A 26,038-nucleotide genomic window follows, 5' to 3' on the forward strand; every position below is an offset into this window, starting at 1 on the left:
TCAGGCGACGGCGTCAGGATGGTGACATCGACGCGATAGTAGGTAACGGTCAGTCACCCCTGCGCCGCGTATCAGGTTGCCAAGTCAGAACATCGAGTTACCACTAACGGCGTCTTTGGCGAGAACCTCTTCCTGCATCACATCCCAATGCTCAACAAGCTGCCCGTTTTCAACGCGAAAAATGTCCACAGCGATAAGTGGTTTTGGACCCCAGCCTGTGGTAAGCGTCTGCCCAAGTCACCTTGCGTGACTCAGAACCCGCTGAGTCGGCAACCAGAAGTCGAAGGTCAGTCAGCGCTGTGACATACGCAACATATCTTGTTGCCGTCGGGATCTCTGATGTAAGCACCGTAATAATGAGGACGCAGCCCTGGTGCGCCTTCGTCTGATCCCCCGTTAGCCATAGCGATCGCGTAGAAGTTATCAACCTGCGCCCGCGTTTGGGCTTCGAACGCAACCATCGACCCGTTACCTGGTGTCGCGCGTAGCCACGGGGAATGAATTTCTGCGACGTGAGTTCGTAAAGCTTCGTAACAAGATCACTGCACCTTCGAATTTCCCAGGAGGGGCTTTGACCTTGGAATTGGGAGCGCCTGATCTCAACCAGGAGCCAAACCTAGAACGCTATTTTCACAGTAAATCCAGCACGAGTGATGCACTGCTTGTGATAGGAGATGACCGTTGCGGCGCATGCCTGGAATTTACCCGCACAGCGCTCTTTATAGGCCCCATAAAAAAGCGGCGACTGCTGGTACAGTCGCCGCAAAAGAACCGGTGTTTGAGACACCGGCCGAGGAGTCCCGTGGCGAGGGAGCTTGCTCCCTCGCCACAAGTTTGTGTACCTACATTCCCCAACGCAGCAACAGCAGCACCAGCACGACGAGGAACACTGTCTCCCCCACCATCAGCAGGATCGGCTTGATGCCCACCGCCGCCAGTTCCTTGAGCTGGGTCTTCATGCCCAAGGCGCTGATGGAAACCACCAGGCACCAGCGCGACAATTCATTGACCGATCCCTGCACCACCGGGGCTATCCAGCCGGTGCTGTTGATACAGGCCAGAATCAGAAACCCGACGGCGAACCATGGCAGCAGCGGCGGTCGTTTGCCGGTCGGGTCGGCTCCCTGCATGCGGGTAATCATCGCGGCGCAGACGATCACCGGCAGCAACATGGCAACCCGCATCAGCTTGACCACTGTGGCCGTATCGCCGGTCTCGGTGGACATGCTGTAACCGGCACCGACCACCTGGGCGACATCGTGGATGGTGGCGCCGAGGAACACGCCCGCCACTTGCGGCGACAACGACAGCCAATTGGCAATCATCGGGTACACGATCATCGCCAGGGTCGACAGCGCCGACACCCCGATCACCGTGAATAACGTCGCGCGTTCTTTCTGCGGATGGTTCGGCAATGCCGCCGCCAGCGCCAACGCGGCCGACGCACCACAAATCGCGGTGGCCCCACCGGTGAGCATGCCGAACAAACGCTGGAATCCCAGCGCCTTGGCCGCGATCACCGAAACGCCGATCGTCACCACCACCACAAGCACCACCAGGGCCACAGGCTTCCAGCCCAGCGCCACCATCTGTTCGAGGGTGATGCGCATGCCCAGCAGCGCCACACCAATGCGCAACACGGTGCGTGCAGTGAACTCGATGCCGGCCTTGCAGACGCCATCACCGGCCAAAAAGTTGAGCGCCATGCCCAACAGCAAGGCAAACAGCATCACCGGTGCGCCGTAATGCTCGGACAAAAAGGACGCGGCCGCCGCCACGATCAGACTGACGACAAAACCTGGCGCCAGTTCACGCGTTCGGCTGTGGATACGGGTAAGAGCGATGGCGCTCATGGCGCGGACTCCTCGGGGACGATGACGATGAATGCCTGGCCGTCGATGATCTCGACCGGGTAGTTGGCGACTTTGAGCTGGGTTGAATTGAGCAAGTAACCGCTGCGCAGATCGAAGCGCAGGCCATGGGCGCAGCACTGAATCACCCGCCCCTCAAGGCGCCCGCCACACAGCGAAGCGCCCTGATGGGGGCAGCTGTCGTCGATGGCGAACAAGTCACCTTCGACGTTGAATAACGCCAGGCTTTTGCCATCGAACTCGAACAGCGCACGACCACCGGCCTGCGGGTGTTTGCCAGCGGGTACGGGAATGCGCCGAGTCATGCCGGCTGACGCTCACGAGCACTTTCTTTCAAGGCGTCGCTCATGGCCTTCAGTAGCGCTTCGGCAGGCTGCGCGCCCACCACCGTCATCCGACGGTCGAACTGAAAACACGGTACACCACTGGCGGCGCCGGGGAATCCGTCAAAGGGACTGGCGTCGCCCTTCAGGCAGTCGGCTACCGTTTCTGCATCAATGCCGCAGGACCGGGCAATGGCAAGCAAGGTTTCACGGCAACCGAGGTCTTCGCCCTTCTGGAAATAAGCGGCGAACAGACGCTCGAGCAAGGCGTCACGCCGGGCAGGATTGCCCAGTACGCTGACACGCTCGAACAGCCGATGGGCGTCTGCGGTATTGGGCATGGTGGTTATGCGACTGAAGTCGATGGACACCCCCACTGCCTTGGCGGCCTGCTGCACCTGAGCCTGCCGCATGACCACAGCGTCGGCATTGCCCAGACGCTGGCGATAGAAATCGGCGAAAGGTTCACCTTCTACCGGCAACTGTGGCAGCAATTGCACGCCATGCCACACCGTGGTGATCTGCACATCCGGTTGGCGACTGCGAAACTGTACCTGCGCATGCTCCAATTGGCGTTTGCCGATCAGGCACCAGGGGCAGATGAAATCGAAAAACACATCAATACGTAAACGATGACTCACAACTTCACCTCTAACCCGGCTTCGCTGACGGGGTCAGGAAGGCTCTGCCCCTGAAGGCGGGCAATATCTTTGTGGTAATGACACCTGGCATAAAAGAACACGGACGCTGCCGCGATGCTGACCAGTGGCACCAGTTGAAAAGCAGCATGCAAGCCGATCACATCGGACACCCTGCCGGTAATGAACGGCCCAGGCGCCAGCCCCAGCATGTTGTTGGCCAGGGTCAGCGTGGCGAAGGCCGTGCCATGCACAGAGTAATGGGTCAGGTTGGCAACCATGGCGCCGCAAGGGCCGGTCGTGCCGGCGGCAATCAACATGCCCAGGCAGATCAGCAGCAATTGCACAGGCCCTGCCGGCAGGGCGAACGCCGCCGATAACAGCAGACAACTGCCCAGGCAATAGGCGATGGCCAAAGCGACTTTGCGCTCCGGCGAATGGCGACACAGTCGATCGCTGAGCATGCCGCACAGGATCATTCCCGCACCGCTGCACAGCACGATGATCGCCGCGACGCCGCCCGCCTTGTCCGTGACCATGTCGTAATAACGATTGAGGTAACTGGGCATCCACACAATCACGGTGCCACCGACGAACAGTTGCAAGCCACTGCCGATGTAGGCAGCGATCACCGAGCGGCTGGAAAACAGCGTACGCAACGGCCGCTTGACCGCGGCAGTCGCTTTGTTCGCCGCTTGAGTGGCACGTTGCGGCGCAATGCGTGCTTCCTTGACGATGATCGGGTAAAGCACCGCCAGCACCAGGCCAAACAGCGCCATGCCGGCAAACGACCAGCGCCAGCCAAGCTTGGCGGCGATTGCCCCGCCCAGCGCCATACCTAATACCGAACCGAACATGCCGCCCGCCATGAACGCACTGGCCAGGGTTGCACGCAGGTGTTTGGGAAACACCGAAATCACCACCGCGATGCCGACGCTGCCGTACGCCGCTTCGCCGACGCCAACCATGAACCGTGCAATGAACATCTGCTGGTAGTCCTGCGCCAATGCGCAGCCCAGCGTCGCCAGACTCCACAGCAACGCCATCAGCGCCAGGCTCTTGACCCGGCCGAAACGATCCGCCAGCAATGACAGGGGAATTGTCAGCAGCCCCACCATCAGGGCGACAATGCCACTGAGCAGGCCGAGCTGACCGTCGCTCAGGGCCCACTCGCCCTTGAGCATCGGGAACACCGCGTTCAGCACCTGGCGCGACATGTAATCGGAAATCAACAAGCCGAACGTCAGTGCAAAGACGATCCAGGCATACTTGCGCGCAACGCCGACGCCACTGCAGTCATCATCGTCTGCGGCGATTGGGTGAAAGGCCATGCAGCCTCCTCAAAGCTTCGTTTTATTGTTGTTATCAAGCGTGTTGCAGTGCAGCGAGCGGGAGGCCATTGACCTCCCGCGTCGTCTGCCGATCAGCCGCGTTGCGGCACACCTTTCTGCCCGGCCTTGCGGTTGGGGGCCATGCCATTGGCCAACAGGGTTTCTTCGATGCTCTGGTACTGCACACCGATGCGGTAGATCTCGCGGGCTTCTTTACCCGTGGCGATTTCGCGACCCAGTTCATGGGCGATGCGTACGGTTTGCTTGATCTGCGCAACTGAGCCGAAACGATCGCCCTTGTGATCAATGATAGTGTCTTCATTGCCCACACGCGGGTGCATACCCATGGCCATCGACATGGTGTTGAACGGCATGACGTTTTTCAGCAGCGACTCGGAGGTCAGGGTGCAACCGTCTGGCGCGCGGTGGATGAAGTTGAAGAAGTTGAACGGATTGGGGCCATCGAAACCGCCGCCGATACCAATCCAGGTCAGGTTCAGCGGTCCCTTGTACACTCCCTTGCGCACCAGGCGCTCAAGGGTTTCCATGGCATGCATGCCGGTCAGTTGGAAGTGCGGCTGGATGCCGTTGTCCATCAGGCGTTTGAGGTGCTCGGCGACCCACGCCGGGCCGGCCGGTACGGTCATCTCGCTGTAGGCCGCCTGATAGGCAGGATTGGCCAGGGACGTGCCTTCCAGATACTCCGGATACAACAGCTCCATGATGTTCATCTGGGTGGTGTTGATGGCCACCGTGACCTGATCCGGTTTTGGTGTCAGTTCGGCCAGCATGTGGCGAGTATCGTCAGACAGCCACTTGGCCGCTTCACCATCGCTTTCGGGGGCGAATGAAATCGAACCACCGACCTGGATGATCATGTCCGGCACAGCTTCACGCACACCGGCGATCAACTCGTTGAACTTGGACAGACGCTTGGAACCCTTGCCGTCCAATTCACGCACGTGCAGGTGCAGGACTGTGGCACCTGCCTCATAACAATCGACCGCTTTTTGTACCTGCTCATCCATGGTCAGCGGGATGTCTTCGGGAAAATCTTCCGGCATCCACTCGGGGCCATACGGGGCCACGGTAATGACCACTTTCTCCATGTTTTCCGGGTGCAGGGAATCGTCGAAGAATTGCATGAGTTACTCCTATTCTTATGATTGTTCCGCCCACCCTGGATCGTGCCGGGCAGGCGTGTTTACGAGTGCGAATGCAGCGGCGGTCGATCAGTAAGTCTTGTCGCCGATGATGCCGGCGCGTTCCATCTTGCGATGGCACGGCGAGTAATCCATGACGGCGTAGTGCTGGGTACTGCGGTTGTCCCAGATGGCGATGCTGTTGGGTTTCCAGCGCCAGCGCACCTGATACTCGGGGATGTAGGCCTGGCTGATCAGGTAGCGCAGCAGATCGCTCGCACCAGGATTGGCGTCCTGACCGAAGCGCACCCGCTCGGGTGTGTGGTAGTTGCTCAAGTGCGTAGTGAAGGCGTTGACGAACAGCACCTTTTCGCCGGTTTCCGGATGGGTGCGCACCACCGGGTGCTCGGCGTCCGGGTACATTGCCTTGAGCGCCAGACGCTTTTCGATCGGCATGGCGGCACCGAAACTCGCTTCGATGCTGTGGCGGGCACGCAGGTCAGCGATTTTCAACTTCACGTCTTCCGGCAAGCGCGCATAAGCCTCGACCATGTTGGCCCACATGGTGTCGCCGCCCACCGGCGGGCACTCTACGCAGCGCAGCACGCAACCCATCGGCGGCGCCTCGCGCCAGGTCGCGTCGCTGTGCCAGGAGTTTTCATAGCGGTCGGCCGGCTGGTCCGGCCGCTTGTAGATGCGCACCAGCCCTGGATGATCCGGATCACTGCCGGCCACCGGATGATCTTCCAGTTCGCCAAAGCGGCGGGCGAAGGCCACATGTTCAGCGCGCGTGATGTCCTGATCACGCAGGAACACCACCCGATGCTTGAGCAACTGAGCACGAATCTCGGCAAAAAGACCGTCGTCATGCACCGCGTCGGCGAGGTTGACGCCCACCAGCTCCGCGCCAATGCTGCAGGTCAATTGTTCGACTTTCATGGCAGACGACTCCCTTAAATGACGAAAATCGATGAGCCCGTGGTTTTGCGTGATTCCAGGTCGCGATGGGCCTGGACGGCATCCTGCAAAGCATAGTGCTGGTTGATCTCGATCTTGATCCGACCGCTGCCGACGTGGTCGAACAGTTCGCCGGCCAAGGCGGCTTTTTCCGCCGGATCGGCGATGTAATCGGCCAGGGCCGGACGGGTCAGGAACAACGAGCCTTTCATCGCCAGCATCACCGGATCGAAGGCCGGGATCGGGCCAGACGCCGTGCCGACACAGACCATCAGGCCACGACGCTTGAGCGAATCCAGCGAGCCCATGAAGGTGTTCTTGCCGACACTGTCGAACACCACATTAACACCCACGCCATCGGTCAATTCGCGAACGCGCTGGGCGACGTCTTCATGGCTGTAATTGATGACATGCTCGCAGCCATGGGCCAGGGCAATTTCACCCTTTGCCTCGGTGGACACGGTGCCAATGACGTTCAGGCCGAGCAGCTTGGCCCACTGCGAAACGATCAGGCCCACGCCACCGGCGGCGGCGTGCAGCAGAATGCTGTCGCCGGCCTTGAAGTCGTAAATGCGCCGCATCAGGTACGAGGACGTCAAGCCGCGCATGGTCATGGCCGCGGCGGTTTCGAAACTGATGGTTTCCGGCAGTTTGATCAGCGGCGCGGCCGGGATCAGACGCTCGGTGCTGTAGGCACCCAATGTATTGAGAAAACCGGTGTAGGTGACGCGATCACCCACGCGTACATTGGTAACCCCCTCGCCGATGGCCTGGACCACACCGGAAGCTTCAACCCCCATGCCGTTGGGCATCGGGATCGGATAAGTGCCATTGCGAAAGTAGGTGTCGGCATAGTTCAGGCCGACCGCCACATGACGAAGACGAACCTGACCTGGCCCGGGATCTCCAACTTCAACCTCTTCATATCGAAGGACTTCGGGACCACCGGTTTCGTAGAAGCGTACGGCTTTGGCCATTTTTTCTTATTCTCCAGTCTCAGTTGGGCGTGCTGCGTCGAATTGCGCTGATTGGACTGTAGGACGCCGTCTGGTGAGTCGCTTCTCATCAGACGACAATGGCTTTTCATTTGATGACAGTGCGCGTTGCATCACTGCCTGCGGTGGATGACTTATCCAGTGCCTCTCGATACCCTGCGCATATCGGTACATGGTGTTCCAGGTCAAACCACCCTCCCTCCAGACGAGCATGTAATGAAATCCCCTGCAGGTTTGCTGCTGTCGGCTATCGAGCTGGACCGTGCCAGCGCCATCCCCCTGTACCGCCAACTCTATTTGCAGATTCGCAAACAGATTCTCAGCGGAAAAATGCAAGGGGGCGTGCGCCTGCCATCGACGCGGACCCTGAGCAAAGAGCTGGCGCTGTCGCGGATCACCATCCTCAATGCATTCGATCAGCTGATTGCGGAGGGTTTCCTGGCCTCGCGCACCGGGGCGGGCACCTATGTCGGCGATGAGTGGGAGCGTCGAGGGATGGCCGACGAAGAGCAGCAGCGCCAGCCACCGCGCCTGTCCGACCTGAGCCAGTCCATGTTGTCGCTGCGCAGCAGTCATTTCCAAGGTGTTTCCTATTCCGGCTGGGCCGCCGGGAGCCCAACCTCATTCCTGCCCAGCCACAGCGCTTACGACGCGTTCCCGCAAGCTGTCTGGAAACGTCTGATGAATCGCCACCTGCACAAGCCAACCAAGGCCATGCTCGGCTATGGCGAGCTGCAAGGATTGCTGGCCCTGCGCAAGGCGATTGCTGAATACGTCTTTGATGCCCGTGGAATCGACTGCAGTGCCGAGCAGGTGGTCATCGTTTCCGGCGCCCAGCAAGCCTTTAACCTGCTGGGCATGCTCTTGCTCAATCCACAGGACAGCGTATGGATGGAGGATCCGGGGCATATCGCGGCGCGAATCGCGCTCCAGGCTCAGGGTGGTCTGGTGGTCCCGTTGCGTATCGACGAACAGGGGATCGATATCCAGCAAGGCCTGGCTCGGTGCCCTGACGCCCGCCTGGTGTTTACCACGCCGTCTCGCCAGCATCCCTTGGGCGTGACCATGAGTTATGCGCGGCGCCAGGCACTTATCGATTGGGCCGCGCAGTATCAGAGCTGGATCATCGAGGACGATTGCGACAGTGAGTTGCGCTACAGCGGCCGCCTCCTCCCGGCGCTCTATGCCATGGACCGGATGGCTCGAGTGATCTACGTCGGCACCTTCAGCAAAGTCCTCTTCCCCTCACTCAGACTGGGCTATGTGATATTGCCGCAAGCCCTGATCGAAGCCTTCTGTACCCTGCGCGCGGTGATGGATCGCAGCCCGCCCACGCTTCTCCAGGCGACGACGGCGGACTTCATGCGCGAAGGCCACTTCCTCGGGCACATCCGCCGCATGCGTGCGCTGTACCAGGCTCGCCAGCAAGCATTGGTCGAGCAACTTCAGCAACAGCTGGGCGGCTTCTTCAACATCACCCCGGTGGAAGCCGGCATGCACCTGATCGCCTGGCTGCCACCCACGCTTGATGACGACGCCATCGCCAGGGAACTGGCCCGGCACAACATCCACACTTATGCCTTGAGCGATTACTGCCTTGAGCATGTCCTGCCACCAGCCCTGCTCATCGGATTTGCCGGCACGCCTGAGGACCAGGCCAAGGAGCGTGTCGAAGCGCTGGCCCGGGCCTTGAGCAAAATGGGGTACCTGCAGCAGGCCACTTGAAGCAAGGCAAGTGGTCTTATGATTTAACTGATAATGGATCTATCGAGAGTTCCTGACTGGCGCGATAAAGGCTGCGCCGGTAGACCCGGCGTCTGAACCAGGAACGACTCGAATGAACAATAAGATCCAAGAGCGATTCAATGCCTTGCTCAGCCACAAGGCTGCCGAGGCCGGAACGCCTCCGCTACTGACTGAAGCACTGGCCCGTCAACTGCTCGACCGCCTTGGGCAGATGCGCATGTTTGCTCATGCTTATCCCTTGCTGACCAACCTCACCCATGGCCGTGTCACGCCGGCCGATCTGCTGGATTTCGCCTATCGCCACGAGTTGCAAGGTCTGAGCCTGCACTTGCTGGACGGCGAGGAAAACAGCCTGAGTCAAATGACACCCGCTCAGTTGCAAGCGTTTGCCGACAAGGCCAATACGCTCGCACTGGATGTGCATCTGGAAATCAGCAGCACGCTGAAAAAAGATGTCGATCAAGTGATCGCCATTGCCAAGGCGCTGGGTGTGCGCAACATCCGCGTTTACTCACGCTACGAGGGCGCGTTGTCGAGGGTCATGGACGTCATTGAATCCGATCTGCATTACCTTGCGCAGCAGGCCGACAAGCACGATCTGTACTTCGACTTCGAGCAGCATGAAGAACTCAAGAGCGGCGAGATCGCGCAACTGCTGAACCGGCTAAACCACCCACGGCTGCATGCCTTGTTCGACTTCGGCAACATGATCAACGCCTGCGAACAGCCACTACCGGCGCTGCGGACCCTGGCGCCGCACATACGCCAGACCCACCTCAAGGGTGTGCGCATCGTCCCCGAGCAAAACGGCTTCGGTCATTACGGCGTGCTGCAGGGCAGCGACGAAGACGATCTGCCAAGCGCCCGCATGCTGTTCGAACTGTTGATGCTCGGCGACTCAACCCCGCAAGTGATCGCGTTCATTCTTGAGCAGGAAAACCACTACATCGCCCCGGCGTTCCGCCAGACCTCTGAGGCTGCCGATCCATTCATTGCGTACCGGGAAATGAGTGACACGCCACTCCCGGACGGCTACTCGCTCGAACGAATGCTCGCCGACGAACACCGCTGGGCGAACAACCAGGTCGCCTATGTGCGAGGCCTGCTGGCCGAGTTCCGAACTCTGGCCGAGTTGACCCTGAACAACCGCGAAAACGCCTGAACCTGACGCGACAACCAACACTGCTTACCCGAACACGCCTGGAGAACAATAATGACAACTCGTGACAAGGCCAAATGGCTCAGATTCCTGATTCTCATCCTCGGTGGTGGCACCATCTACAAGCTGTCGAGCCTCAAGGACGCCTTCTATGTGCCCATGCAAGAGTTCATGGGATTAACCCATACCGAAATCGGCTTGCTGTTGAGCGCCAACGCCATTGTCGCCACCGCGCTGTTTGTCGTCGGTGGTCTTCTGGCGGACCGCTACGACACACGCAAACTGATCCCCATCGGTCTGATTGGTACCGGTGGCCTGGGGCTGTATCTGGCGACCTTTCCGCCTTTCAGCAATCTGCTGATCGTGTTCAGCCTGTTGGCCGTCTGTGCCGACTGCTTCTTCTGGCCATCGCTGCTCAAGGCCATCCGCAACCTGGGCGACGACCAGGAACAGGGTCGGTTGTTTGGACTGTTGGAAGGTGGGCGTGGCGTCATTGACACGCTTGTGGCTTTTTCGGCGCTGGGCGTATTCGTCGCCATGGGCTCCGGTGAAACCGGGCTGAAATCGGCAATCCTCTTCTACTCGGTCATCGACATTCTTGCCGGAACCCTGACCTGGTTCCTGCTCAAGGGCGGCAGCGCGCTGTCGACCGACAAGCCGAAGAACGGATTGGCGAATCTGTTCGAAGCCATCAAGGTGCCGGGTATCTGGCTGGTCAGCCTCAACGTGTTCATGGTCTACATCGTCTACTGTGGCCTGACCTATTTCATTCCCTACCTCAAGGAAATGTACGGACTGCCCGTGGCACTGGTGGGCGCCTACGGCATCATCAATCAGTACTTCCTCAAGATCCTCGGTGGCCCCGCCGGTGGTTTCATTGCCGACAAGCAATTCAAGAGCACCAGCCGCTACCTGAAGTGGGCATTCCTGGCCTTGCTGCCGCTGATGGGCGTGATCATGCTGATCCCGAAAAGCCCGAGTTTTATCTATGCGGGCATGGCAGCCACATTGTCCTTCGCGCTGATTGTATTTTCCATGCGCGGCGTGTTCTGGGCGCCCATGGGTGAAGTCGGCATCCCTTCGCACATCACCGGTTCAGCGTTCGGTATCGGCTGCCTGATCGGCTACGCACCGGGCATGTTCGCTTACGTCATCTACGGCGCCATCCTCGACCATTTCCCGGGTCAGCAAGGCTACAACTATGTCTTCAGCTTGATGAGCCTGTTGGCGATTATTGGATTCATGGTGTCCAGCCTGCTGTATAGGACCGTTCAGAATAAATCCACGGTAACCGGTGCGGTTAGCGCGGTGCAAAGCTGAATATTGCCTTGGCAACCAGGAGAGGCGTGCGTAATGCCTCTCCTGGAAGAGTTGCGGTGCCCGTCTAATCAGGAAGACGCTTTATGCCAAATCGAGGTAATAGGTGTAGTAGCTGTCATAGATTCGACATCACCGACGATATCGTGGCAGGAATCACTTAAAGCCCCAATTCCAAGGCCAACAAGTCAGACAATGGTTGCGGGCGTCGAATCAATTTAGCTTGCCCTTGCTCGATCAATACTTCCGGCAACAGTGTGCGGCTGTTGTAATTGGATGACATGGAGGCGCCGTACGCGCCGGTATCGTGCATGATCAGCAAGTCGCCAACCTGCGCTTCAGGTAGCAAACGGGGTGTGACACCCTGTTCATCCTGCGTAAAAATATCGCCGGATTCGCACAGGGGGCCTCCCACTACACAGAGGTGCTTCGGACGACTGACCGGGACACCCTGGGAGTCCAGCAAGGTCATTTGGTGATAGGCGCCATAGAGGGCTGGCCGCATCAGGTCATTGAAGCCGGCGTTCACCAGGATGAAGTTTCGGCTACCGACTTTTTTTACTGCGCGGACTTCGGTAACCAAATAGCCTGACTCGGCTACCAGGAATCGACCGGGCTCGATCTCCATCCGTACCGGGTGAGCGAGAAAAGCCTCGATGTCCTGTTTGGCCTGGCGCCATGCGTTCGCATAACGCTGGATATCCACCGGCTCATCCCCAACACGATAAGGCGTGGAAAGCCCCCCACCTATGGAGAATGCTTCGATATCGTGGTCAAGTGCCCTCACGGCCGAGACCATTGCACAGGCCACTTGCTCAAGGTGCGCGTAATCCACACCTGAACCAATATGCATGTGTAATCCCACCAGTTTCAGCCCGAATTGCCGAATCACGCCGAGCGCTTCCTGAACCTGGTCATGCCAGATTCCATGCTTGCTGTTTTCACCGCCGGTATTGGTCTTGCGGCTATGACCGTGGCCAAACCCTGGGTTGATCCGCAGCCAGACGCGATGGCCCGCAGACGCTTTGCCCAATTGACGGAGCATGTCAATCGAGCCGGTATTGACCTCGATGTTCAGTTCGACGACCCGTCGCAATGTCGCTTCATCGAACAGATCACAGGTCAGAACAATGCCCGCCGGGTCACCGGCAGGACTGTATCCAGCGAGCAACGCACGCTCGATTTCCCCCAATGATACGGCATCGACCCGCACGCCTTGTTCACGGATCAAACGGAGAATATGCAGATTGGAGCAGGCTTTTTGCGCGTATCGAATGACATCGAAGCCTTGCAGTTGGTCGACGCGTGCCCTGATGGTCTGGGCGTCATAACACCAGAGCGGGGTCCCGTGCTGTTTTGCAGTTTCGGCTAATTGCTGGAAAGCGGAATGGTTGGGCATGCGGTATTCAATCTGAGGTAAAGAGAGAAACCATCATGTCGATCGCCCAGCATTCAATAAAATATCTATTCTTTGTGGGTCGATTCAGTTTTGATATGGGGATTGCTCAATTGACGGAGGCCCGGGGTGGGAATTTCCATACGGCATATCGAAGTCTTCCGCGCCATCATGCAGGCGGGGAGTGTTACCGGAGCGGCCCGCTTGCTATTTACTTCCCAACCGACGGTCAGCCGGGAACTGGCGCGGCTTGAAAGTATCTCTGGCCTTAGGCTGTTTGATCGAGAGGGAGGGAGGCTGGTACCGACGGCTCAGGCCATTATGCTGCTCGAAGAGGTTGAACACTCCTACATCGGGTTGGAACGAATCAACAGCGTTGCACAGTCGATCCGTCGCTTCGAACATGGCCAACTGAGCGTCGCCTGCCTTCCGTTGTTTTCCCAGACGCTGTTGCCCAAGGTCTGTAAGCACTTTCAACAACAGCATAGCGGCATAGGCTTGAGCATTGCGGCACAGGAATCACCCTTACTGGAAGAGTCTCTCAGCGCCCAGCGTTACGACCTCGGATTGACCGAGGGCGAGCATGTACCACGAGGTACTCAAGGGGAATTGCTCTTTTGTTCCGACATGGTCTGCATTCTACCGGAGGGCCATCCTTTGCTATCCCGGTCGCTCCTGGTAATGGAAGACTTTCGCGGCGTCGATTTCATCAACTTTTCGGGTCTGGACATCTATCGTCAAACCCTTGATGAACACTTTCGTCAGGCCGGAGTCAATCGGCACACCGTCATCGAAACCACCAATGCTGCATCGGTCTGTGCCATGGTCAGACAACAGTTGGGGGTGGCGATTATCAACCCGTTGACCGCAGTGGATGAGTCAGGCAGAGGATTGGCCATTCGGCAGATCAACGTGTCCATTCCCTATCGCGTTATGTTGATCCGGCCCGATTATCGCCCCTCCTCTAGCTTCGTCGACGCCTTTTGCAAGTCGTTGAGCGATGAAGCAATGTGTCTCGCCAATACGCTCGACAAGAGATTAGTACGAGTTAAAGAATGACGTTACGTATCCGTCCGAGAACCAGATCCGACCATGGGCGTTGGGTCGCAAGAACTGGCTCTTCGCAGGGTCGCTACGCAGCGGCAAACGGGCAGCGGCGATCATGAGTTTGATCCAGTCTGCGCGGTTGAATGGGCATGATCCGTATGCTTTTTTGAAGGATGTTCTCACGCGGCTGCCGACACAGCGGGCGAGTGAAATCGACCAGTTGCTGCCGCATAACTGGCAGCCACCTAAACTGGGTTAACTCACTAACCTAAGGACATAGAATGCTCATTGTCTTCAGCGGCCTTCCAGGTACCGGAAAAACGACTATCGCAAGTGACCTTGCCACCAGAACAAGTGCCGTGTATCTGCGGATCGATACGATTGAGCAGGCTATTCGAGACTCCGGTGCTCTTGCACAAGACGTAGGGCGGAGCGGTTACATGGTCGCCAATGAGCTTGCTCTGAGCAATCTTCGTTTTGGCAGCACGGTCATAGTTGACTGTGTTAACCCAGTAATCGAAAGCCGAAAGGCGTGGAGCGATATCGCCACACGCTCTGGTGCTCCATTAGTGAACATCCAAGTGATCTGCTCTGATAAACATGAACACCAGCGCCGGGTAGAAACCAGAAAGATTGATATTCCTGGGCTGACTCCACCAACCTGGCAGTCTGTACTGGATCATGAATACGAGGCGTGGGAAAGCGCTCCGTTTAATATAGACACAGCCCTGACGTCTCCGGCGCAGGCGGTGGCGATGATCACCGAACGATTTTTATCCAAGGAGTAGCGCCAGCTAAAAGCCCAAGGTCGCAAGGTGTGATTAGCAGACGCTTACATTGGAATGAACGAAATTGGTAATCTGCAAGAGCCTATTTTCCTCGACGGGGATGATGAGTCCCCTCAAGAGCTACCTCTGATGGTCACTCGCCAAACGTTGAGATCTAGAGGCCTCGCAAAAGACTTGCTCGACCAGCTGAGTGCCGGGGCTACCACAGATGAGCAAACCGAAACGAGCCACCAAACCACTGGGGCTCCGAACGGGCAAGTCGACTGAGGCAGCCACGGCTTCCTCAGTCTGGCTTAGCACTGCAAGCGGGGCTATCCTTGGCAGCCACCCTGAAAAAACTCTATCTCATCGCTTAATTTACCGACGCAGACGGCTAAAAATCACGCAATGCGTACGCTGACCGATGAATCTGTTTAGCTACGGAACACGGTATCATCCAAAAGGATCTTGAAGATTTATGAACATTCGCTCATACCTCCGACCAACAGCAGTACTGCTGGCTGCAACCTTCCTCGTTGCCTGCGGCAAGTCAATTGAAGGCACTTACACCACCACGGAAGGACCAGTTAAAGGCATCAAAGTCACGCTCGGAAAGGAGACTTTCTCATTTGCCACCGGAGCCAGCGGTACCTACGAGGTGAGCGGCGAAAATGTCATATTTTCCGGCCAAACCTTCACCGGCACTATGCATATTGAGGGCAAGGATCTGGTGAACGAAAAATGGCGTTTCCAGCGGAATTAAATCTATAAAACGACGATGTTGCGCGTCAGATTGGCATGTAATGCCTATGCCAGGTAAGCGTCTGCCTAGTTTACGCAAGGTGACTTTGGCAGACGCTTACGACGTTACAGCCGCTTACCTTGAAATCGTTGAAGGTTGCGACTATCAGTGAGATTCAATCCTTCGAGGGCAATCACATGCCAACGACTGAAGAATCGATAATTGCAGCAGCAAGACTGCGCGCCGCCTACCGGGGAGAAAACGAGGCGCTGGCTGCGGCTTCAGCGCTCGAAGCCCTGACCGTGCTGAAAAAAACGTTAAAGGGAGATAAGTACCAAGAGGCTCTCGAAAGGCTGTATCTCGAATACTCAACCTCTTGATCCACCTGTGCCGCCTTAGCGGGCGGCACATTGTTCACGTATCAATGTCCGGCATAACCAGGCTTCACTGGCTGCCGGTACGTGACCATTCATCCCCCCTGGCGCCTGCTGCACTGGCGACTATCAGCGCCACTACACAAGCAAGCAACGAGAACACGGCAAAAGCCCCCATCACATGTAAGTAGGGCAGCACGTTGTTCCACGCTCGAGCTACCCCCAGGAAAGCAGCAAATAACCAGCCGCTCATAGAGAGAGCCCCCAAAAGAGCGAGGCGAGTGCGGCCGGAGGTACGTAACGAGACAAAGGGCGCCTTCTGCAGCAGCGGGAAACCAATCCGATGCAACAAAGCACCATTCAGGCTAAGCAGCGTGACAACACTCACCTTGGCCCAGAGCTTTTGATTGAGCAGATATGCGCTCCCCTCATCGAGGTAACCCTGGAGCACCAGCAGCAAGCCACTTCCCCAAAGAGCCAATAGCGCAAGCATGACAATTTTTTGAGTCTCCTCGAGATATTCACGCTGTACCTGCCCCAACACGTCCTTGCGCCAGCTCCATAGCTTTTGATCAGCCTGTAACACCCTCCCCAGAGCAATACAGGTGGCAATCAGATGACCATACACGAGTAGCATTTTGAGCATTACCTTGACCTTATTTTTATATGGGCAATGCACTCCCTCGCACCCTTGATATGAAACTAAATGATACAGATTCATATTTGTATCAACAAGTTACACATTCAACCATCCATCCGGAAGCGCCCGCTCTCGCGGATTCCGTAGCCCGGTGCTTGCCGAGCTGACGATGCCGTCTCTACTAAAATCTAGCTCGCCCCGCCCAGGCTTTATACTGCCCACCAGAAATACCAAAGCCCAGCACTAGACTGGGCTTTAGATGAGCGAGGATCGCTTATCAAAATCCCCACTCATAGGATGAACACGATGAGCCGCACTAGCCATATCTGTCTGATGGCAACCTATAACGAGTGGATGAGCGCCAAGGTCTATGAAGCAGCCAGGGGCTTGTCCGATGAAGAGCTCTCGGCGGATAGGAAAGCTTTTTTTGGCTCTATTCTCGGGACCCTAAACCACTTAGCGGTCGGAGATACGATCTGGCTGAAGCGATTCGCCCAGCACCCGACGAACCACTTTGCACTGGCGGCGGTGAGGCAGCTTCCTGATCCGAAAAGCCTCGATCAATTGTTGTTCTCTAATCTTCGAGAGCTCTCAGCGTATCGAGAATGGCTCGATCGAATAATCATCCAATGGGCGCAATCCATTACGGAGTCCGATCTGGATGGTCCCCTCAATTATGCAAACATGAAGGGTGTAGTGTTCGATAAGGATTTTTACAGCCTGATCATGCATTTCTTTAACCATCAGACCCATCATCGCGGCCAAGTTACAACTCTGCTTTCGCAGGCGGGTGTCGGCGTAGGCGATACGGATCTAGTCGTTTTGATTCCATCCGAGTCCGGCACTTAGCAAACACCCAACATTCGACTGGAGCCCGTCGAAAGCTTGATCAATGGGCCTGACAACAAGATGGGTCAGTGGTGAGTGCAAGAGCTTCTCGCTCGACTCAAGGTCATCGGCGTGTTGCCGCTGACCGAAAACTGACCCAGTAAAGGCTGTTCTGCCGACTGAAAACTGCCCCAGGTGTTCAACTGCTTCTGCTCAATTTCCGGGCAGGAGAACACAGGGTGATCAGCATGGAAATGATGGGAAAAATTCGGCGGATGAACTTCCGCGACAAGCTGTCGCTGCATCAGATAGCCAAGCGTACCGGGCTGTCGAGAAACGCCATTCGAAAATGGGTCAGAGCGCCCGAAGCCACTCAGCCGGCGTACCAACGGTGCGCAACCTTCAACAAACTCAGTCCATTTCACGCGACGCTGGAGCAGGCGCTCAAGGCCGATTCGTTTCGGGCAAAGCACAACCGCAGGAGTGCCAAAGCACTCTTCGAACAGATCAAGGCCGAGGGGTACGGGGGTGGCTACAGCCAGCTCACCTCCTTCATACGCTCGTGGCGCGGCGAGCAAGGCAAGTCTTTACGGGCCTTCGTACCGCTGACCTTTGCACTCGGCGACCCAATGCTGTGGCAGCAGTTGATCGATCTCACTCGCTCGCTGCGTCGGCAGGCGCGTCAGCACATCTTTGAGATACGCGTAAGAATCATGCCGATTCAGGCGGGCTGACTGGATCAAGCTCATGATCGCAGCTGCCCGCTTACCGCTGCGTAGCGCCCCGGCGAACAACCAGTTCGAGCGTCCAAGTGCCCACGGCCCTGCTGCAGCCCAAATGAGCGAATTTACCCCTTATCTCGGCATAACCCCCAAGAGATCCAGCGGCTTGCCAAACGAAAAGTCAGGCACTAAGGTAGCGCCCTCTAACGGCTGGCCCCGGACTTTGGGTGAGCGGTAACGGCTACAGACAAAAAATCAGATGGCAGCGCACCCTCCTTTGGCGAGTACTTCACCGCACAAAGATAGCGCTGTCTCACTATCAAGGTGCCTGAGACTCGATAGAGTTTTCCTTGAAAGTAACAATCACAAGAAAGAGGAAGCCCGTGATGACGAACGCTAGTGCTAGCGCGACTGTCACCAACAGTTTGGCAACACCCCACACCCAACGGATGAGCACCTACGTGTTCGCGCTGTTTTTCATCCTCGGCAGCATCACCAGCCTTAACGATGTTCTGGTGCCAAAACTCAAGCACCTCTTCAGCCTCAGCTATACCGAGGCCATGCTTGTGCAGTCGTCATTCTTTTTTGCCTATTTCATTTTCGCCATACCCGCAGGCCTGCTCATTTCGCGAGTCGGCTACATGAGAGCGGCCGTCCTCGGGTTGCTGCTGATGGCTGGTGGATGCCTGCTCTTCATTCCTGCCACCCAGTCCGCATTGTTTCCAGCCTTCCTCGGCGCCCTCTTTGTGCTTGCGATTGGCGTGACAACCGTTCAGGTCGTTGCGAACCCGCTGCTTTCACTACTCGGAACCGCCGCAATGGCCCCCAGCCGCCTCACCCTCGGCCATGCGTTCAATTCGCTGGGAACCACGGTCGCACCCTACCTGGGTGCCATACTGATCCTGGGTTCCCTCAATGCGGTAGATACCTCCGCATTGTCGCCAGCAGAACTGACGTCCTTCCTGTCGCAGGAAGCCAGCGTGATCAGCAACACCTATGCAAGCATTACGCTCTTCATCTGCATCGTCGCCTTGATCGTCTGGCTGAAAAGAAATGAGCTGCAACCGTCAACAAGACCTGAACGTCTCAATCCACTCGCTGCGCTCGACCTTCTAAAGCAGCCGCGCTTTGCACTCGGCACCGTTTGCATATTTCTCTATGTCGGCGCCGAAGTCACGATTGGCAGCCTCATCACCGACTACCTCATGCTGCCGACAACCCTGGCCCTTCCCGCCGAAGCCGCAGGCAAGCATGTTGCCTTCTATTGGGGTGGCGCCCTGGTTGGCCGCTTTATCGGCTCGGCGCTGATGCGCACTTTCGCGCCCGGGAAACTGCTGGCCTTTGCCGCCACGGCAGTCATTGTGCTGTTGACGATCTCTGCCACCACACAAGGCGTTGTTGCCGGATGGTCGCTGCTGGCCGTCGGGCTGTTCAACTCCATCATGTTTCCGACGATCTTTACCCTTGCGACCGCAGGGCTCGGTCATCGCGCGGCGGAAGGTTCGGGCCTGTTCTGTTGCGCCATTGTTGGCGGGGCATTTATTCCGCCATTGACAGGGTATGCGGCCGACCTCTCGACGCTCGCGATGGCATTGAGCGTGCCAGCGACCTGTTATGCCGGCATCGCAATCTACGGTTGGTATGCCCGCGCTCCGAAGCACTAGCATTCCCTGGCGCGCGGCTAGCCCATTGGTAGAAGCTAACGATCAGATTCAACCGCTTGTTCGCCGTGCCAGGATCGAGCCCCAGCTCGCCTTGAGACCAGTCCCGGTAACGAGATAGGACGCTCAGACCGTTAGCAGGGCTCTCTTCATTCCAGGCCATTGGCTTCCAAGAAGGCGAAATAGTCGTACAGACGACGTCCGTAGGCTTCCCAAGTCAGTTCGCTTCGTGCCTCACCGGACTCCACGAGAATATGCCTGAGGAAGGATTGCACGGGCTCAACAGGCCAGCCATCTGAGCCAACCAACAGCGGAAAACCTTCGAAAGATCGACCTGCTAACGACAGGTCTTTTTCCGGGCACCGCGTGGTATTTGAAGTATCCCGTGACCACCCGGGTAAGCCACTGACCCACGACTCGAACAGGCTCATGACGTCGGCGTTTCAGCTCATCCCGAATAGCCAGCAGTGTTGCACGTATTCGCTTCTTGACCGTCAGTCGCAGTATTTGAAACCCACCGCTTCTGTTGGCACTACAACCTGGTCCAGGAGACCGCGGGGCGTTGTTGCTGGATTCAACCTGGCTGAGCGTGCGGATCTGATCGCCGCCCGTCGATCTAAACCGTATGTACGTGAACCCTCCACTTGACGGCGCATTTTTTTTATTGTTTCCTGAAACCGGTTTCAGCAATGTTTTAAATGTACCCGACCTGATAAATCCAATAAGAAGGTTTCAGACCGTGAACGATTTTTCCGCCGCCCAGCGCAGCCGCGTGACCATGCTCGACGTGGCCAAACACGCCAAGGTCTCCAAGGCCAGCGTTTCGCGGTTCATTGGCGATGATCGTGCCCTGCTTTCCGATGCCATTGCTCAGCGCATCGAACAGGCAATTGCCGAACTCGGCTATCGCCCGAACCAGATGGCCCGCGGCCTGAAACGCGGGCGTACCCGCCTGATCGGCATGCTGGTGGCCGATATCCGCAACCCTTATTCCATTGCCGTGATGCACGGAGTGGAAACCGCGTGCCGTCAGCACGGCTATAGCCTGGTGGTGTGCAACACCGATCGCGATGACGAGCAAGAGCGCCAGCATCTGGCCCTGCTGCGTTCGTACAACATCGAAGGCTTGATCGTGAACACCCTCGGTCATCACCGTGACGAGTTGCACGACCTGCACCGGGAGATGCCCTTGGTGCTGATGGATCGCAAGGTGGAGCACCTTGAAAGCGATATGGTCGGGCTGAACAACCCGCAGGCCATCGACATGGGCCTCAACCACCTTGAAGAACGCGGTTACCGCGATGTGTTGCTGGTGACCGAGCCGCTTGATGGCACCAGTTCGCGGATCGAACGGGTCAGCAGCTTCAAGGCGCAAATCGAGCAACGCCCGGCGCTTCGCGGCACGCACATCGAAACCGGCAGCGAACTGAGCGCACAATTCAAAGCCTTCCTCGACACGCCTGGCCCCGGCCCGAAGGCGCTATTTTGCGCGAACGGAATTGCGGCGCTGGCCAGCACCCATGCGTTGCGTGAACTCAAGTGCAACCTGTTCGATGACGTGGGCTTGATTGCCCTCGATGACCTGGACTGGTACCCGTTGGTGGGCAGCGGCATTACCGCTCTCGCGCAGCCGACCACCGAGATGGGCGTCAGTGCATTTGAGTGTCTGCTCAAGCGGCTGCGCGGGGATGACGGGGCGGTACGGATGCTGGATTTTTCCGCGCGGCTGATTGTGCGGGGGTCGACCCTTGGTGTTTTCAGGTGACTGGAATGGCCCTGAAGAGCAGCACGACTTCACAGCCATTTTTTTTGAACAAAAATGAAACCGGTTTCAGAGGTAGAAAAACAATGAACAAACCAGCCGTTTCCATCAGCCTTTCAAGCTACGGTGCCGATCTTGTGCGTCAACGCGGCCAGGGCAGTTTCATCGAGATTCTCGCCGCCGCCGGCGCCACGGGCATTGAGTGGCGCGAAGAATTACTGACCATCGAAGACCCCGCTCAACTGGCCGATGCCACTCAAGCACAAGGCCTGCAGAGCGTGTATTCATCGCCGATGGAGCTATGGCTGGCCGGTCAATCCAGGCCCAATCCCGAGCTGGTCACGGCCCTGCAACGCGCCCGGGCGTTCGGCGCCAAATGGCTGAAGGTGTCACTGGGCTATTTCACCGACAACAGCGATCTGCAAACCCTCACCCGAGTGCTGGGCGAAAGCGCCGTGCAGTTGCTGGTGGAAAACGACCAGACCCTGCAGGGCGGCCGCATTGAACCCTTCCAGCGTTTTTTCGCAGAGATCGAACAGCACAAATTGCCGATAAAAATGACTTTCGATATCGGCAATTGGCACTGGCAGGACCAGTCCGCCGCCAGTGCTGCCCGGTTGCTCGGTCGTCACGTCGGTTATGTGCACTGCAAAGCGGTCACGCGCCGTGCCGACGGCAAACTGGTCGCTATCCCGCCCGCTATCAGTGACCTGCAACAGTGGGAACACCTGCTGCGGCACATGGCCCATGGCGTAATGCGGGCCGCGGAATATCCGCTGCAAGGCGATGACCTGGTACAACTGACCACTGAGCACGTGGCCGCCCTCGCCCACCTTGGCCAGTCGCAACTGGAGAGTGCTCATGTCTGAGATCGATATTCTGTCCTTCGGCGAGACCATGGCGATGTTCGTCGCTGAACAGGCTGGTGATCTGGCCTGTGTCGGCGCTTTCCACAAACGCATTGCCGGGGCTGACAGCAATGTCGCCATTGGCCTTTCCCGATTGGGTTTCAACGTGGCATGGCTGAGTCGTGTCGGTGCCGACTCGTTGGGCCGGTTCGTGGTCGACACCCTGGAAAAAGAAGGCCTGGATTGCCGCCACGTCGACATCGACGCCGCCCACCCGACCGGTTTTCAACTCAAATCCCGCACCGACGATGGAAGCGATCCGGTGGTCGAGTACTTCCGCCGTGGTTCGGCGGCCAGTCACCTGTCGCCGTACTCGATCGTGCCCGAATTGCTCAAGGCCCGACATCTGCACGCCACCGGCATTCCCCCGGCGCTGTCGGAGTCGGCGCGGCAAATGTCGTTCGAGTTGATGACCCGCATGCGCGAGGCCGGGCGCAGTGTGTCCTTCGACCCGAACCTGCGCCCGAGCCTGTGGGCCAGCGAACGACAAATGATCACCGAGATCAACCGCCTCGCCGCCCTCGCCCATTGGGTGCTGCCGGGGTTGAGCGAAGGTCGCTTGTTGACCGGGTTCGAAGACCCGGCCGACATCGCCGCCTTCTACCTTGACCAGGGCGCCGAGGCCGTGGCGATCAAGCTTGGCCCACACGGGGCTTTCTACCGCACACACCTTGATCAAGGTTTCGTGGCTGGCGTACCAGTGCGAACAGTGGTCGATACGGTGGGCGCTGGCGATGGTTTTGCCGTCGGCATGATCAGCGCGCTGTTGGAAAACCAAAGCGTTGCCGAGGCCGTGAAATGCGCCAACTGGATTGGCAGCCGGGCGGTGCAGAGCCGGGGGGATATGGAGGGGTTGCCGACCCGATCCGAAATGGTCAGCGAATTTGAGGCCGCCATCGCGAGCAGGCTCGCTCCCACAGGGGATATGTGTCGAACGTAGATCCAATGAGCGAGCCTGCTCGCGATGAGGCCAGTAAAGGCACCAAAGATTCAAACCGTTACCTGCTGCGACAAAAACAACAAGCTCAGGAGCACCACCATGAAAACCGCAACGCTCGCCACCCGCCGCTGGTGGTACATCATGCCCATCGTGTTCATCACCTACAGCCTGGCGTATCTGGATCGCGCCAACTATGGGTTTGCCGCCGCGTCCGGCATGGCGGCAGACCTGATGATCACGCCAGGCCTGTCGTCGATGCTCGGCGCGCTGTTCTTCCTCGGCTACTTTTTCTTCCAGGTACCCGGCGCGATCTACGCGCAGAAACACAGTGTGAAGAAGCTGATTTTCGTCAGCCTGATCCTCTGGGGCAGCCTGGCGACGTTGACCGGGATTGTCTCCAATGCCTACTGGCTGATCGTTATCCGCTTCATGCTCGGCGTGGTCGAAGCCGCAGTGATGCCGGCGATGCTGATCTACCTGTGCCACTGGTTCACCCGCGCCGAACGCTCGCGGGCCAACACCTTCCTGATCCTCGGCAACCCGGTGACCATGCTGTGGATGTCGGTGGTCTCGGGCTATCTGGTGCAGCATTACAGCTGGCGCTGGATGTTTATCGTCGAAGGTTTGCCAGCGGTGTTGTGGGCATTCATCTGGTGGCGCCTGGCCGATGATCGTCCGTCACAAGCCAAGTGGCTCAACGATCAGGAAAAACAGGACCTGGAAAGCGCACTGGCCGCCGAACAGGTTGGCATCAAGGCCGTGAAGAACTACGCCGAAGCGTTCCGTTCACCCAAAGTGATCATCCTGGCACTGCAGTTTTTCTGCTGGAGTATTGGCGTGTACGGCTTCGTGTTGTGGCTGCCGTCGATCCTCAAGGCCGGCGCGCAGATGGACATGGTGCAGGCCGGCTGGCTGTCGGCGCTGCCGTACCTGGCGGCGGTGATCGGCATGCTGCTGGTGTCCTGGGGTTCGGACAAGTTGCAAAAACGTAAACGTTTCGTCTGGCCGCCACTGCTGATTGCCTCGATTGCCTTCTATGGCTCCTACGCCTTGGGTGCCGAACACTTCTGGTGGTCCTACACCTTGCTGGTGATTGCCGGCGCCTGCATGTACGCGCCTTACGGACCGTTCTTCGCAATCATTCCGGAGATCCTCCCGGCCAACGTCGCGGGCGGCGCCATGGCGCTGATCAACAGCATGGGCGCCCTCGGTTCCTTTGGCGGCTCCTATCTGGTCGGTTACCTGAACAGCTCCACCGGCTCGCCCGGTGCCTCGTACCTGTTGATGAGCGGCGCACTGATGTTTTCGGTATTGCTGACCATTTGCCTCAAGCCCGGCGCCAGCGATCGGGAACGGCCCACGGCCACAGTAACGCGCACCGCAACGGCACATTCCTGAATTGAAGTTGAGATCTCAAAGATGAAAAAGCAGGTCGTCCTGTACAAGAAACTCTCGCCGCTGCTGATGGCTCGTCTGCACGAGCAGACCGAAGTGACGCTGATCGAAAACCTTGATGCCCAGGGTCTGGCCAAACTGCGCGATGCCCTGCCCCGCGCCCATGGTTTGCTGGGTGCCAGCCTGAAGCTGGATGCCGAATTGCTCGATCTGGCACCCAACCTCCAAGCCATTGCCAGCGTCTCGGTGGGTGTCGATAACTACGACATCCGATACCTGACCGAGAGGCGCATCCTGCTCAGCAACACGCCGGATGTATTGACAGAAACCACCGCCGACACCGGTTTCGCACTGATCCTGGCAACGGCCCGGCGCGTAGTGGAATTGGCAAACATGATTCGCGAAGGCAATTGGACCCGCAATATCGGCCCCACGCATTTCGGCAGCGACGTGCACGGTAAAACCCTGGGCATCATTGGCATGGGCCGCATTGGTGAGGCCCTCGCGCAGCGCGGGCATTTCGGGTTTGGCATGCCGGTGATTTATCACAGCCAGTCACCGAAACCGGCGGTGGAACAGCGGTTCAATGCGCACTATCGAAGCCTGCCGGAGATGTTGCAACAGGCCGATTTCGTTTGCCTGACGTTGCCGCTGACCGCGCAAACCGCAGGGCTGATCGGCGCAGAACAGTTCGCCCTGATGCGTCCCGAGAGCATCTTCATCAATATTTCACGGGGCAAGGTAGTGGACGAAGCAGCGCTGATCGAAGCCTTGCGCGCTGGCCAGATTCGCGCGGCGGGACTGGATGTATTCGAACGCGAACCGTTGAATCAGGACTCGCCGTTGCTGCAGTTGAACAACGTGGTGGCGACGCCACACATCGGCTCGGCCACCCATGAAACACGGGAGGCTATGGCCAGATGCGCGGTGGACAACCTGTTGGCGGCGCTGGCGGGTAGGCGCCCGGGGAATCTGGTGAATGTGCGGGCGTGGAAGGCCTGAAAGATTCGTTGCCTGGAGGCCGTCTTCGCTCCCACATTTGATCTGTGAACGCCACAGATCAAACACGGAGTGAACTGTATAACCCTTGCTTTTCGTGTATAAGGCCGTCTGTTTCTAGGTGGCCTTTCCGACGGATTATGCCTTCATGGTAGGCGCAGGATCTCAATGACGGCGTTCTGGCCGGGGCGGGGGCGAGCATTGTTCAGGGCGAATATCCGTGGGAGTAAATGTGGGAGTAATTCTGCAGGATCGAGTAGGAGGCGGATTTACATCCGCCGTCCTCTCACACCACCGTACATACGGTTCCGTATACGGCGGTTCAGGTTATGCAGCTAAGCCGGTTGATCGTATCCAGTATTGAGACCAGACCAAGGT

24 protein-coding genes and 4 pseudogenes are annotated in these 26,038 nt (G+C 57.9%); 16 read left to right on the top strand and 12 right to left on the bottom strand.

Features of this window, described 5'->3' with window-relative positions; translation table 11 throughout:
• Window positions 1–287 precede the first annotated feature (287 nt).
• The 8 genes from CKW20_RS15135 to CKW20_RS15175 form a co-directional block, all read right to left on the bottom strand.
• Window positions 288–461 (bottom strand): VOC family protein, encoded by a 174-nt coding sequence (locus CKW20_RS15135; RefSeq protein ID WP_371857431.1) that lies wholly within the window; start codon window positions 459–461, stop codon window positions 288–290.
• A 381-nt stretch (window positions 462–842) separates the two neighbouring features.
• On the bottom strand, window positions 843–1,853 hold the full coding sequence (locus CKW20_RS15145) for a YeiH family protein (RefSeq protein ID WP_095053625.1): 1,011 nt from the start codon (window positions 1,851–1,853) through the stop codon (window positions 843–845).
• Entirely contained in the window at window positions 1,850–2,176 is a 327-nt protein-coding gene (locus CKW20_RS15150; protein WP_095053626.1) for a Rieske 2Fe-2S domain-containing protein, read from the bottom strand. The genes CKW20_RS15145 and CKW20_RS15150 overlap by 4 nt, the downstream gene beginning before the upstream one ends.
• A complete protein-coding gene (locus tag CKW20_RS15155; protein WP_095053627.1) occupies window positions 2,173–2,835 on the bottom strand; it encodes a DsbA family oxidoreductase in 663 nt (220 codons plus the stop codon). The genes CKW20_RS15150 and CKW20_RS15155 overlap by 4 nt, the downstream gene beginning before the upstream one ends.
• On the bottom strand, window positions 2,832–4,163 hold the full coding sequence (locus CKW20_RS15160; protein WP_095053628.1) for an MFS transporter: 1,332 nt from the start codon (window positions 4,161–4,163) through the stop codon (window positions 2,832–2,834). The genes CKW20_RS15155 and CKW20_RS15160 overlap by 4 nt, the downstream gene beginning before the upstream one ends.
• 92 nt (window positions 4,164–4,255) lie before the next feature.
• Window positions 4,256–5,308 carry a 3-keto-5-aminohexanoate cleavage protein gene (locus tag CKW20_RS15165; RefSeq protein ID WP_038980143.1) on the bottom strand — a complete coding sequence of 351 codons (1,053 nt, stop codon included), beginning with the start codon at window positions 5,306–5,308 and terminating at the stop codon, window positions 4,256–4,258.
• A gap of 87 nt (window positions 5,309–5,395) precedes the next feature.
• On the bottom strand, window positions 5,396–6,244 hold the full coding sequence (locus tag CKW20_RS15170; RefSeq protein WP_095053629.1) for a TauD/TfdA family dioxygenase: 849 nt from the start codon (window positions 6,242–6,244) through the stop codon (window positions 5,396–5,398).
• Between the two features lie 14 nt (window positions 6,245–6,258).
• Window positions 6,259–7,239, bottom strand: coding sequence for a quinone oxidoreductase (locus tag CKW20_RS15175; RefSeq protein WP_095053630.1), 981 nt, complete (start codon window positions 7,237–7,239; stop codon window positions 6,259–6,261).
• A 234-nt stretch (window positions 7,240–7,473) separates the two neighbouring features.
• On the opposite strand from CKW20_RS15175, the gene CKW20_RS15180 reads away from it, so the two are divergent.
• From CKW20_RS15180 to CKW20_RS15190, 3 genes are all read left to right on the top strand, one after another.
• Window positions 7,474–8,982, top strand: a complete 1,509-nt coding sequence (locus CKW20_RS15180) for a PLP-dependent aminotransferase family protein (protein WP_095053631.1) — start codon at window positions 7,474–7,476, stop codon at window positions 8,980–8,982.
• 112 nt (window positions 8,983–9,094) lie between these two features.
• Window positions 9,095–10,165, top strand: coding sequence for a sugar phosphate isomerase/epimerase (locus CKW20_RS15185; RefSeq protein WP_095053632.1), 1,071 nt, complete (start codon window positions 9,095–9,097; stop codon window positions 10,163–10,165).
• Window positions 10,166–10,216: 51 nt separating this feature from the next.
• Window positions 10,217–11,482: an MFS transporter gene (locus CKW20_RS15190; protein ID WP_095053633.1), complete on the top strand. Its 1,266-nt coding sequence runs from the start codon at window positions 10,217–10,219 to the stop codon at window positions 11,480–11,482.
• Between the two features lie 157 nt (window positions 11,483–11,639).
• Here CKW20_RS15190 and lysA read toward each other — a convergent pair whose 3' ends face one another.
• The gene (lysA, locus tag CKW20_RS15195) at window positions 11,640–12,878 is read right to left on the bottom strand and encodes a diaminopimelate decarboxylase (protein WP_095053634.1); all 1,239 of its coding nucleotides are present in this window, start codon (window positions 12,876–12,878) and stop codon (window positions 11,640–11,642) included.
• A gap of 126 nt (window positions 12,879–13,004) precedes the next feature.
• On the opposite strand from lysA, the gene CKW20_RS15200 reads away from it, so the two are divergent.
• The 5 genes and pseudogenes from CKW20_RS15200 to CKW20_RS15225 all read left to right on the top strand — a co-directional run bounded on the left by CKW20_RS15200 (window position 13,005) and on the right by CKW20_RS15225 (window position 15,811).
• Window positions 13,005–13,934 carry a LysR family transcriptional regulator gene (locus CKW20_RS15200; protein WP_095053635.1) on the top strand — a complete coding sequence of 310 codons (930 nt, stop codon included), beginning with the start codon at window positions 13,005–13,007 and terminating at the stop codon, window positions 13,932–13,934.
• 16 nt (window positions 13,935–13,950) lie between these two features.
• Window positions 13,951–14,181: pseudogene (locus CKW20_RS15205) on the top strand (transposase domain-containing protein); the annotation flags it as partial.
• Window positions 14,182–14,203: 22 nt separating this feature from the next.
• The gene (locus CKW20_RS15210; protein ID WP_095053636.1) at window positions 14,204–14,710 is read left to right on the top strand and encodes an AAA family ATPase; all 507 of its coding nucleotides are present in this window, start codon (window positions 14,204–14,206) and stop codon (window positions 14,708–14,710) included.
• A 457-nt stretch (window positions 14,711–15,167) separates the two neighbouring features.
• Window positions 15,168–15,452 (top strand): hypothetical protein, encoded by a 285-nt coding sequence (locus CKW20_RS15220; protein WP_095053638.1) that lies wholly within the window; start codon window positions 15,168–15,170, stop codon window positions 15,450–15,452.
• Window positions 15,453–15,628: 176 nt separating this feature from the next.
• A complete protein-coding gene (locus CKW20_RS15225) occupies window positions 15,629–15,811 on the top strand; it encodes a hypothetical protein (RefSeq protein WP_095053664.1) in 183 nt (60 codons plus the stop codon).
• 64 nt (window positions 15,812–15,875) lie between these two features.
• Here the strand turns inward: CKW20_RS15225 and CKW20_RS15230 are convergent, their stop codons facing one another.
• Window positions 15,876–16,451: a hypothetical protein gene (locus CKW20_RS15230; RefSeq protein ID WP_095053639.1), complete on the bottom strand. Its 576-nt coding sequence runs from the start codon at window positions 16,449–16,451 to the stop codon at window positions 15,876–15,878.
• A gap of 300 nt (window positions 16,452–16,751) precedes the next feature.
• Here CKW20_RS15230 and CKW20_RS15235 point away from each other — a divergent pair, with 300 nt between their 5' ends.
• Window positions 16,752–17,294 (top strand): DinB family protein, encoded by a 543-nt coding sequence (locus CKW20_RS15235; RefSeq protein WP_095053640.1) that lies wholly within the window; start codon window positions 16,752–16,754, stop codon window positions 17,292–17,294.
• A gap of 236 nt (window positions 17,295–17,530) precedes the next feature.
• Window positions 17,531–17,899 (top strand): annotated as a pseudogene (locus tag CKW20_RS15240) (IS21 family transposase); the annotation flags it as partial.
• Here the strand turns inward: CKW20_RS15240 and CKW20_RS15245 are convergent.
• Window positions 17,861–18,094 (bottom strand): annotated as a pseudogene (locus CKW20_RS15245) (transposase domain-containing protein); the annotation flags it as partial. The pseudogenes CKW20_RS15240 and CKW20_RS15245 sit on opposite strands and share 39 nt — an antisense overlap.
• Before the next feature lie 287 nt (window positions 18,095–18,381).
• On the opposite strand from CKW20_RS15245, the gene CKW20_RS15250 reads away from it, so the two are divergent.
• Complete coding sequence (locus CKW20_RS15250; RefSeq protein WP_095053641.1) at window positions 18,382–19,659, top strand: sugar MFS transporter; 1,278 nt, start codon at window positions 18,382–18,384, stop codon at window positions 19,657–19,659.
• Window positions 19,660–19,672: 13 nt separating this feature from the next.
• Here the strand turns inward: CKW20_RS15250 and CKW20_RS30175 are convergent.
• Window positions 19,673–20,003, bottom strand: a pseudogene (locus tag CKW20_RS30175) (site-specific integrase); the annotation flags it as partial.
• 392 nt (window positions 20,004–20,395) lie between these two features.
• Between CKW20_RS30175 and CKW20_RS15265 the strand changes: the two are divergent.
• From CKW20_RS15265 to CKW20_RS15285, 5 genes are all read left to right on the top strand, one after another.
• Window positions 20,396–21,421 carry a LacI family DNA-binding transcriptional regulator gene (locus CKW20_RS15265; RefSeq protein ID WP_095053642.1) on the top strand — a complete coding sequence of 342 codons (1,026 nt, stop codon included), beginning with the start codon at window positions 20,396–20,398 and terminating at the stop codon, window positions 21,419–21,421.
• 83 nt (window positions 21,422–21,504) lie between these two features.
• A complete protein-coding gene (locus CKW20_RS15270; protein ID WP_095053665.1) occupies window positions 21,505–22,287 on the top strand; it encodes a sugar phosphate isomerase/epimerase in 783 nt (260 codons plus the stop codon).
• Window positions 22,280–23,266, top strand: coding sequence for a sugar kinase (locus CKW20_RS15275; RefSeq protein ID WP_095053643.1), 987 nt, complete (start codon window positions 22,280–22,282; stop codon window positions 23,264–23,266). The genes CKW20_RS15270 and CKW20_RS15275 overlap by 8 nt, the downstream gene beginning before the upstream one ends.
• Before the next feature lie 99 nt (window positions 23,267–23,365).
• Window positions 23,366–24,664 carry an MFS transporter gene (locus CKW20_RS15280; protein ID WP_095053644.1) on the top strand — a complete coding sequence of 433 codons (1,299 nt, stop codon included), beginning with the start codon at window positions 23,366–23,368 and terminating at the stop codon, window positions 24,662–24,664.
• 21 nt (window positions 24,665–24,685) lie between these two features.
• Window positions 24,686–25,663 (top strand): D-glycerate dehydrogenase, encoded by a 978-nt coding sequence (locus CKW20_RS15285; protein WP_095053645.1) that lies wholly within the window; start codon window positions 24,686–24,688, stop codon window positions 25,661–25,663.
• Window positions 25,664–26,038 lie beyond the last annotated feature (375 nt).

The organism is Pseudomonas sp. Irchel s3b2 (assembly GCF_900187445.1).
Taxonomy (GTDB): Bacteria; Pseudomonadota; Gammaproteobacteria; order Pseudomonadales; family Pseudomonadaceae; genus Aquipseudomonas.

Bases quoted from the DNA above. Each gene is read 5' to 3' on its own strand.
- CKW20_RS15230 (WP_095053639.1), bottom strand. From the start codon at position 16,451: ATGCTCAAAATGCTACTCGTGTATGGTCATCTGATTGCCACCTGTATT.
- CKW20_RS15175 (WP_095053630.1), bottom strand. From the start codon at position 7,239: ATGGCCAAAGCCGTACGCTTCTACGAAACCGGTGGTCCCGAAGTCCTT.
- CKW20_RS15190 (WP_095053633.1), top strand. From the start codon at position 10,217: ATGACAACTCGTGACAAGGCCAAATGGCTCAGATTCCTGATTCTCATC.
- CKW20_RS15135 (WP_371857431.1), bottom strand. From the start codon at position 461: ATGGTTGCGTTCGAAGCCCAAACGCGGGCGCAGGTTGATAACTTCTAC.
- CKW20_RS15185 (WP_095053632.1), top strand. From the start codon at position 9,095: ATGAACAATAAGATCCAAGAGCGATTCAATGCCTTGCTCAGCCACAAG.
- CKW20_RS15285 (WP_095053645.1), top strand. From the start codon at position 24,686: ATGAAAAAGCAGGTCGTCCTGTACAAGAAACTCTCGCCGCTGCTGATG.
- lysA (WP_095053634.1), bottom strand. From the start codon at position 12,878: ATGCCCAACCATTCCGCTTTCCAGCAATTAGCCGAAACTGCAAAACAG.
- CKW20_RS15280 (WP_095053644.1), top strand. From the start codon at position 23,366: ATGAAAACCGCAACGCTCGCCACCCGCCGCTGGTGGTACATCATGCCC.
- CKW20_RS15160 (WP_095053628.1), bottom strand. From the start codon at position 4,163: ATGGCCTTTCACCCAATCGCCGCAGACGATGATGACTGCAGTGGCGTC.
- CKW20_RS15250 (WP_095053641.1), top strand. From the start codon at position 18,382: ATGACGAACGCTAGTGCTAGCGCGACTGTCACCAACAGTTTGGCAACA.
- CKW20_RS15235 (WP_095053640.1), top strand. From the start codon at position 16,752: ATGAGCCGCACTAGCCATATCTGTCTGATGGCAACCTATAACGAGTGG.
- CKW20_RS15220 (WP_095053638.1), top strand. From the start codon at position 15,168: ATGAACATTCGCTCATACCTCCGACCAACAGCAGTACTGCTGGCTGCA.
- CKW20_RS15170 (WP_095053629.1), bottom strand. From the start codon at position 6,244: ATGAAAGTCGAACAATTGACCTGCAGCATTGGCGCGGAGCTGGTGGGC.
- CKW20_RS15145 (WP_095053625.1), bottom strand. From the start codon at position 1,853: ATGAGCGCCATCGCTCTTACCCGTATCCACAGCCGAACGCGTGAACTG.
- CKW20_RS15275 (WP_095053643.1), top strand. From the start codon at position 22,280: ATGTCTGAGATCGATATTCTGTCCTTCGGCGAGACCATGGCGATGTTC.
- CKW20_RS15165 (WP_038980143.1), bottom strand. From the start codon at position 5,308: ATGCAATTCTTCGACGATTCCCTGCACCCGGAAAACATGGAGAAAGTG.
- CKW20_RS15180 (WP_095053631.1), top strand. From the start codon at position 7,474: ATGAAATCCCCTGCAGGTTTGCTGCTGTCGGCTATCGAGCTGGACCGT.
- CKW20_RS15270 (WP_095053665.1), top strand. From the start codon at position 21,505: ATGAACAAACCAGCCGTTTCCATCAGCCTTTCAAGCTACGGTGCCGAT.
- CKW20_RS15150 (WP_095053626.1), bottom strand. From the start codon at position 2,176: ATGACTCGGCGCATTCCCGTACCCGCTGGCAAACACCCGCAGGCCGGT.
- CKW20_RS15210 (WP_095053636.1), top strand. From the start codon at position 14,204: ATGCTCATTGTCTTCAGCGGCCTTCCAGGTACCGGAAAAACGACTATC.
- CKW20_RS15225 (WP_095053664.1), top strand. From the start codon at position 15,629: ATGCCAACGACTGAAGAATCGATAATTGCAGCAGCAAGACTGCGCGCC.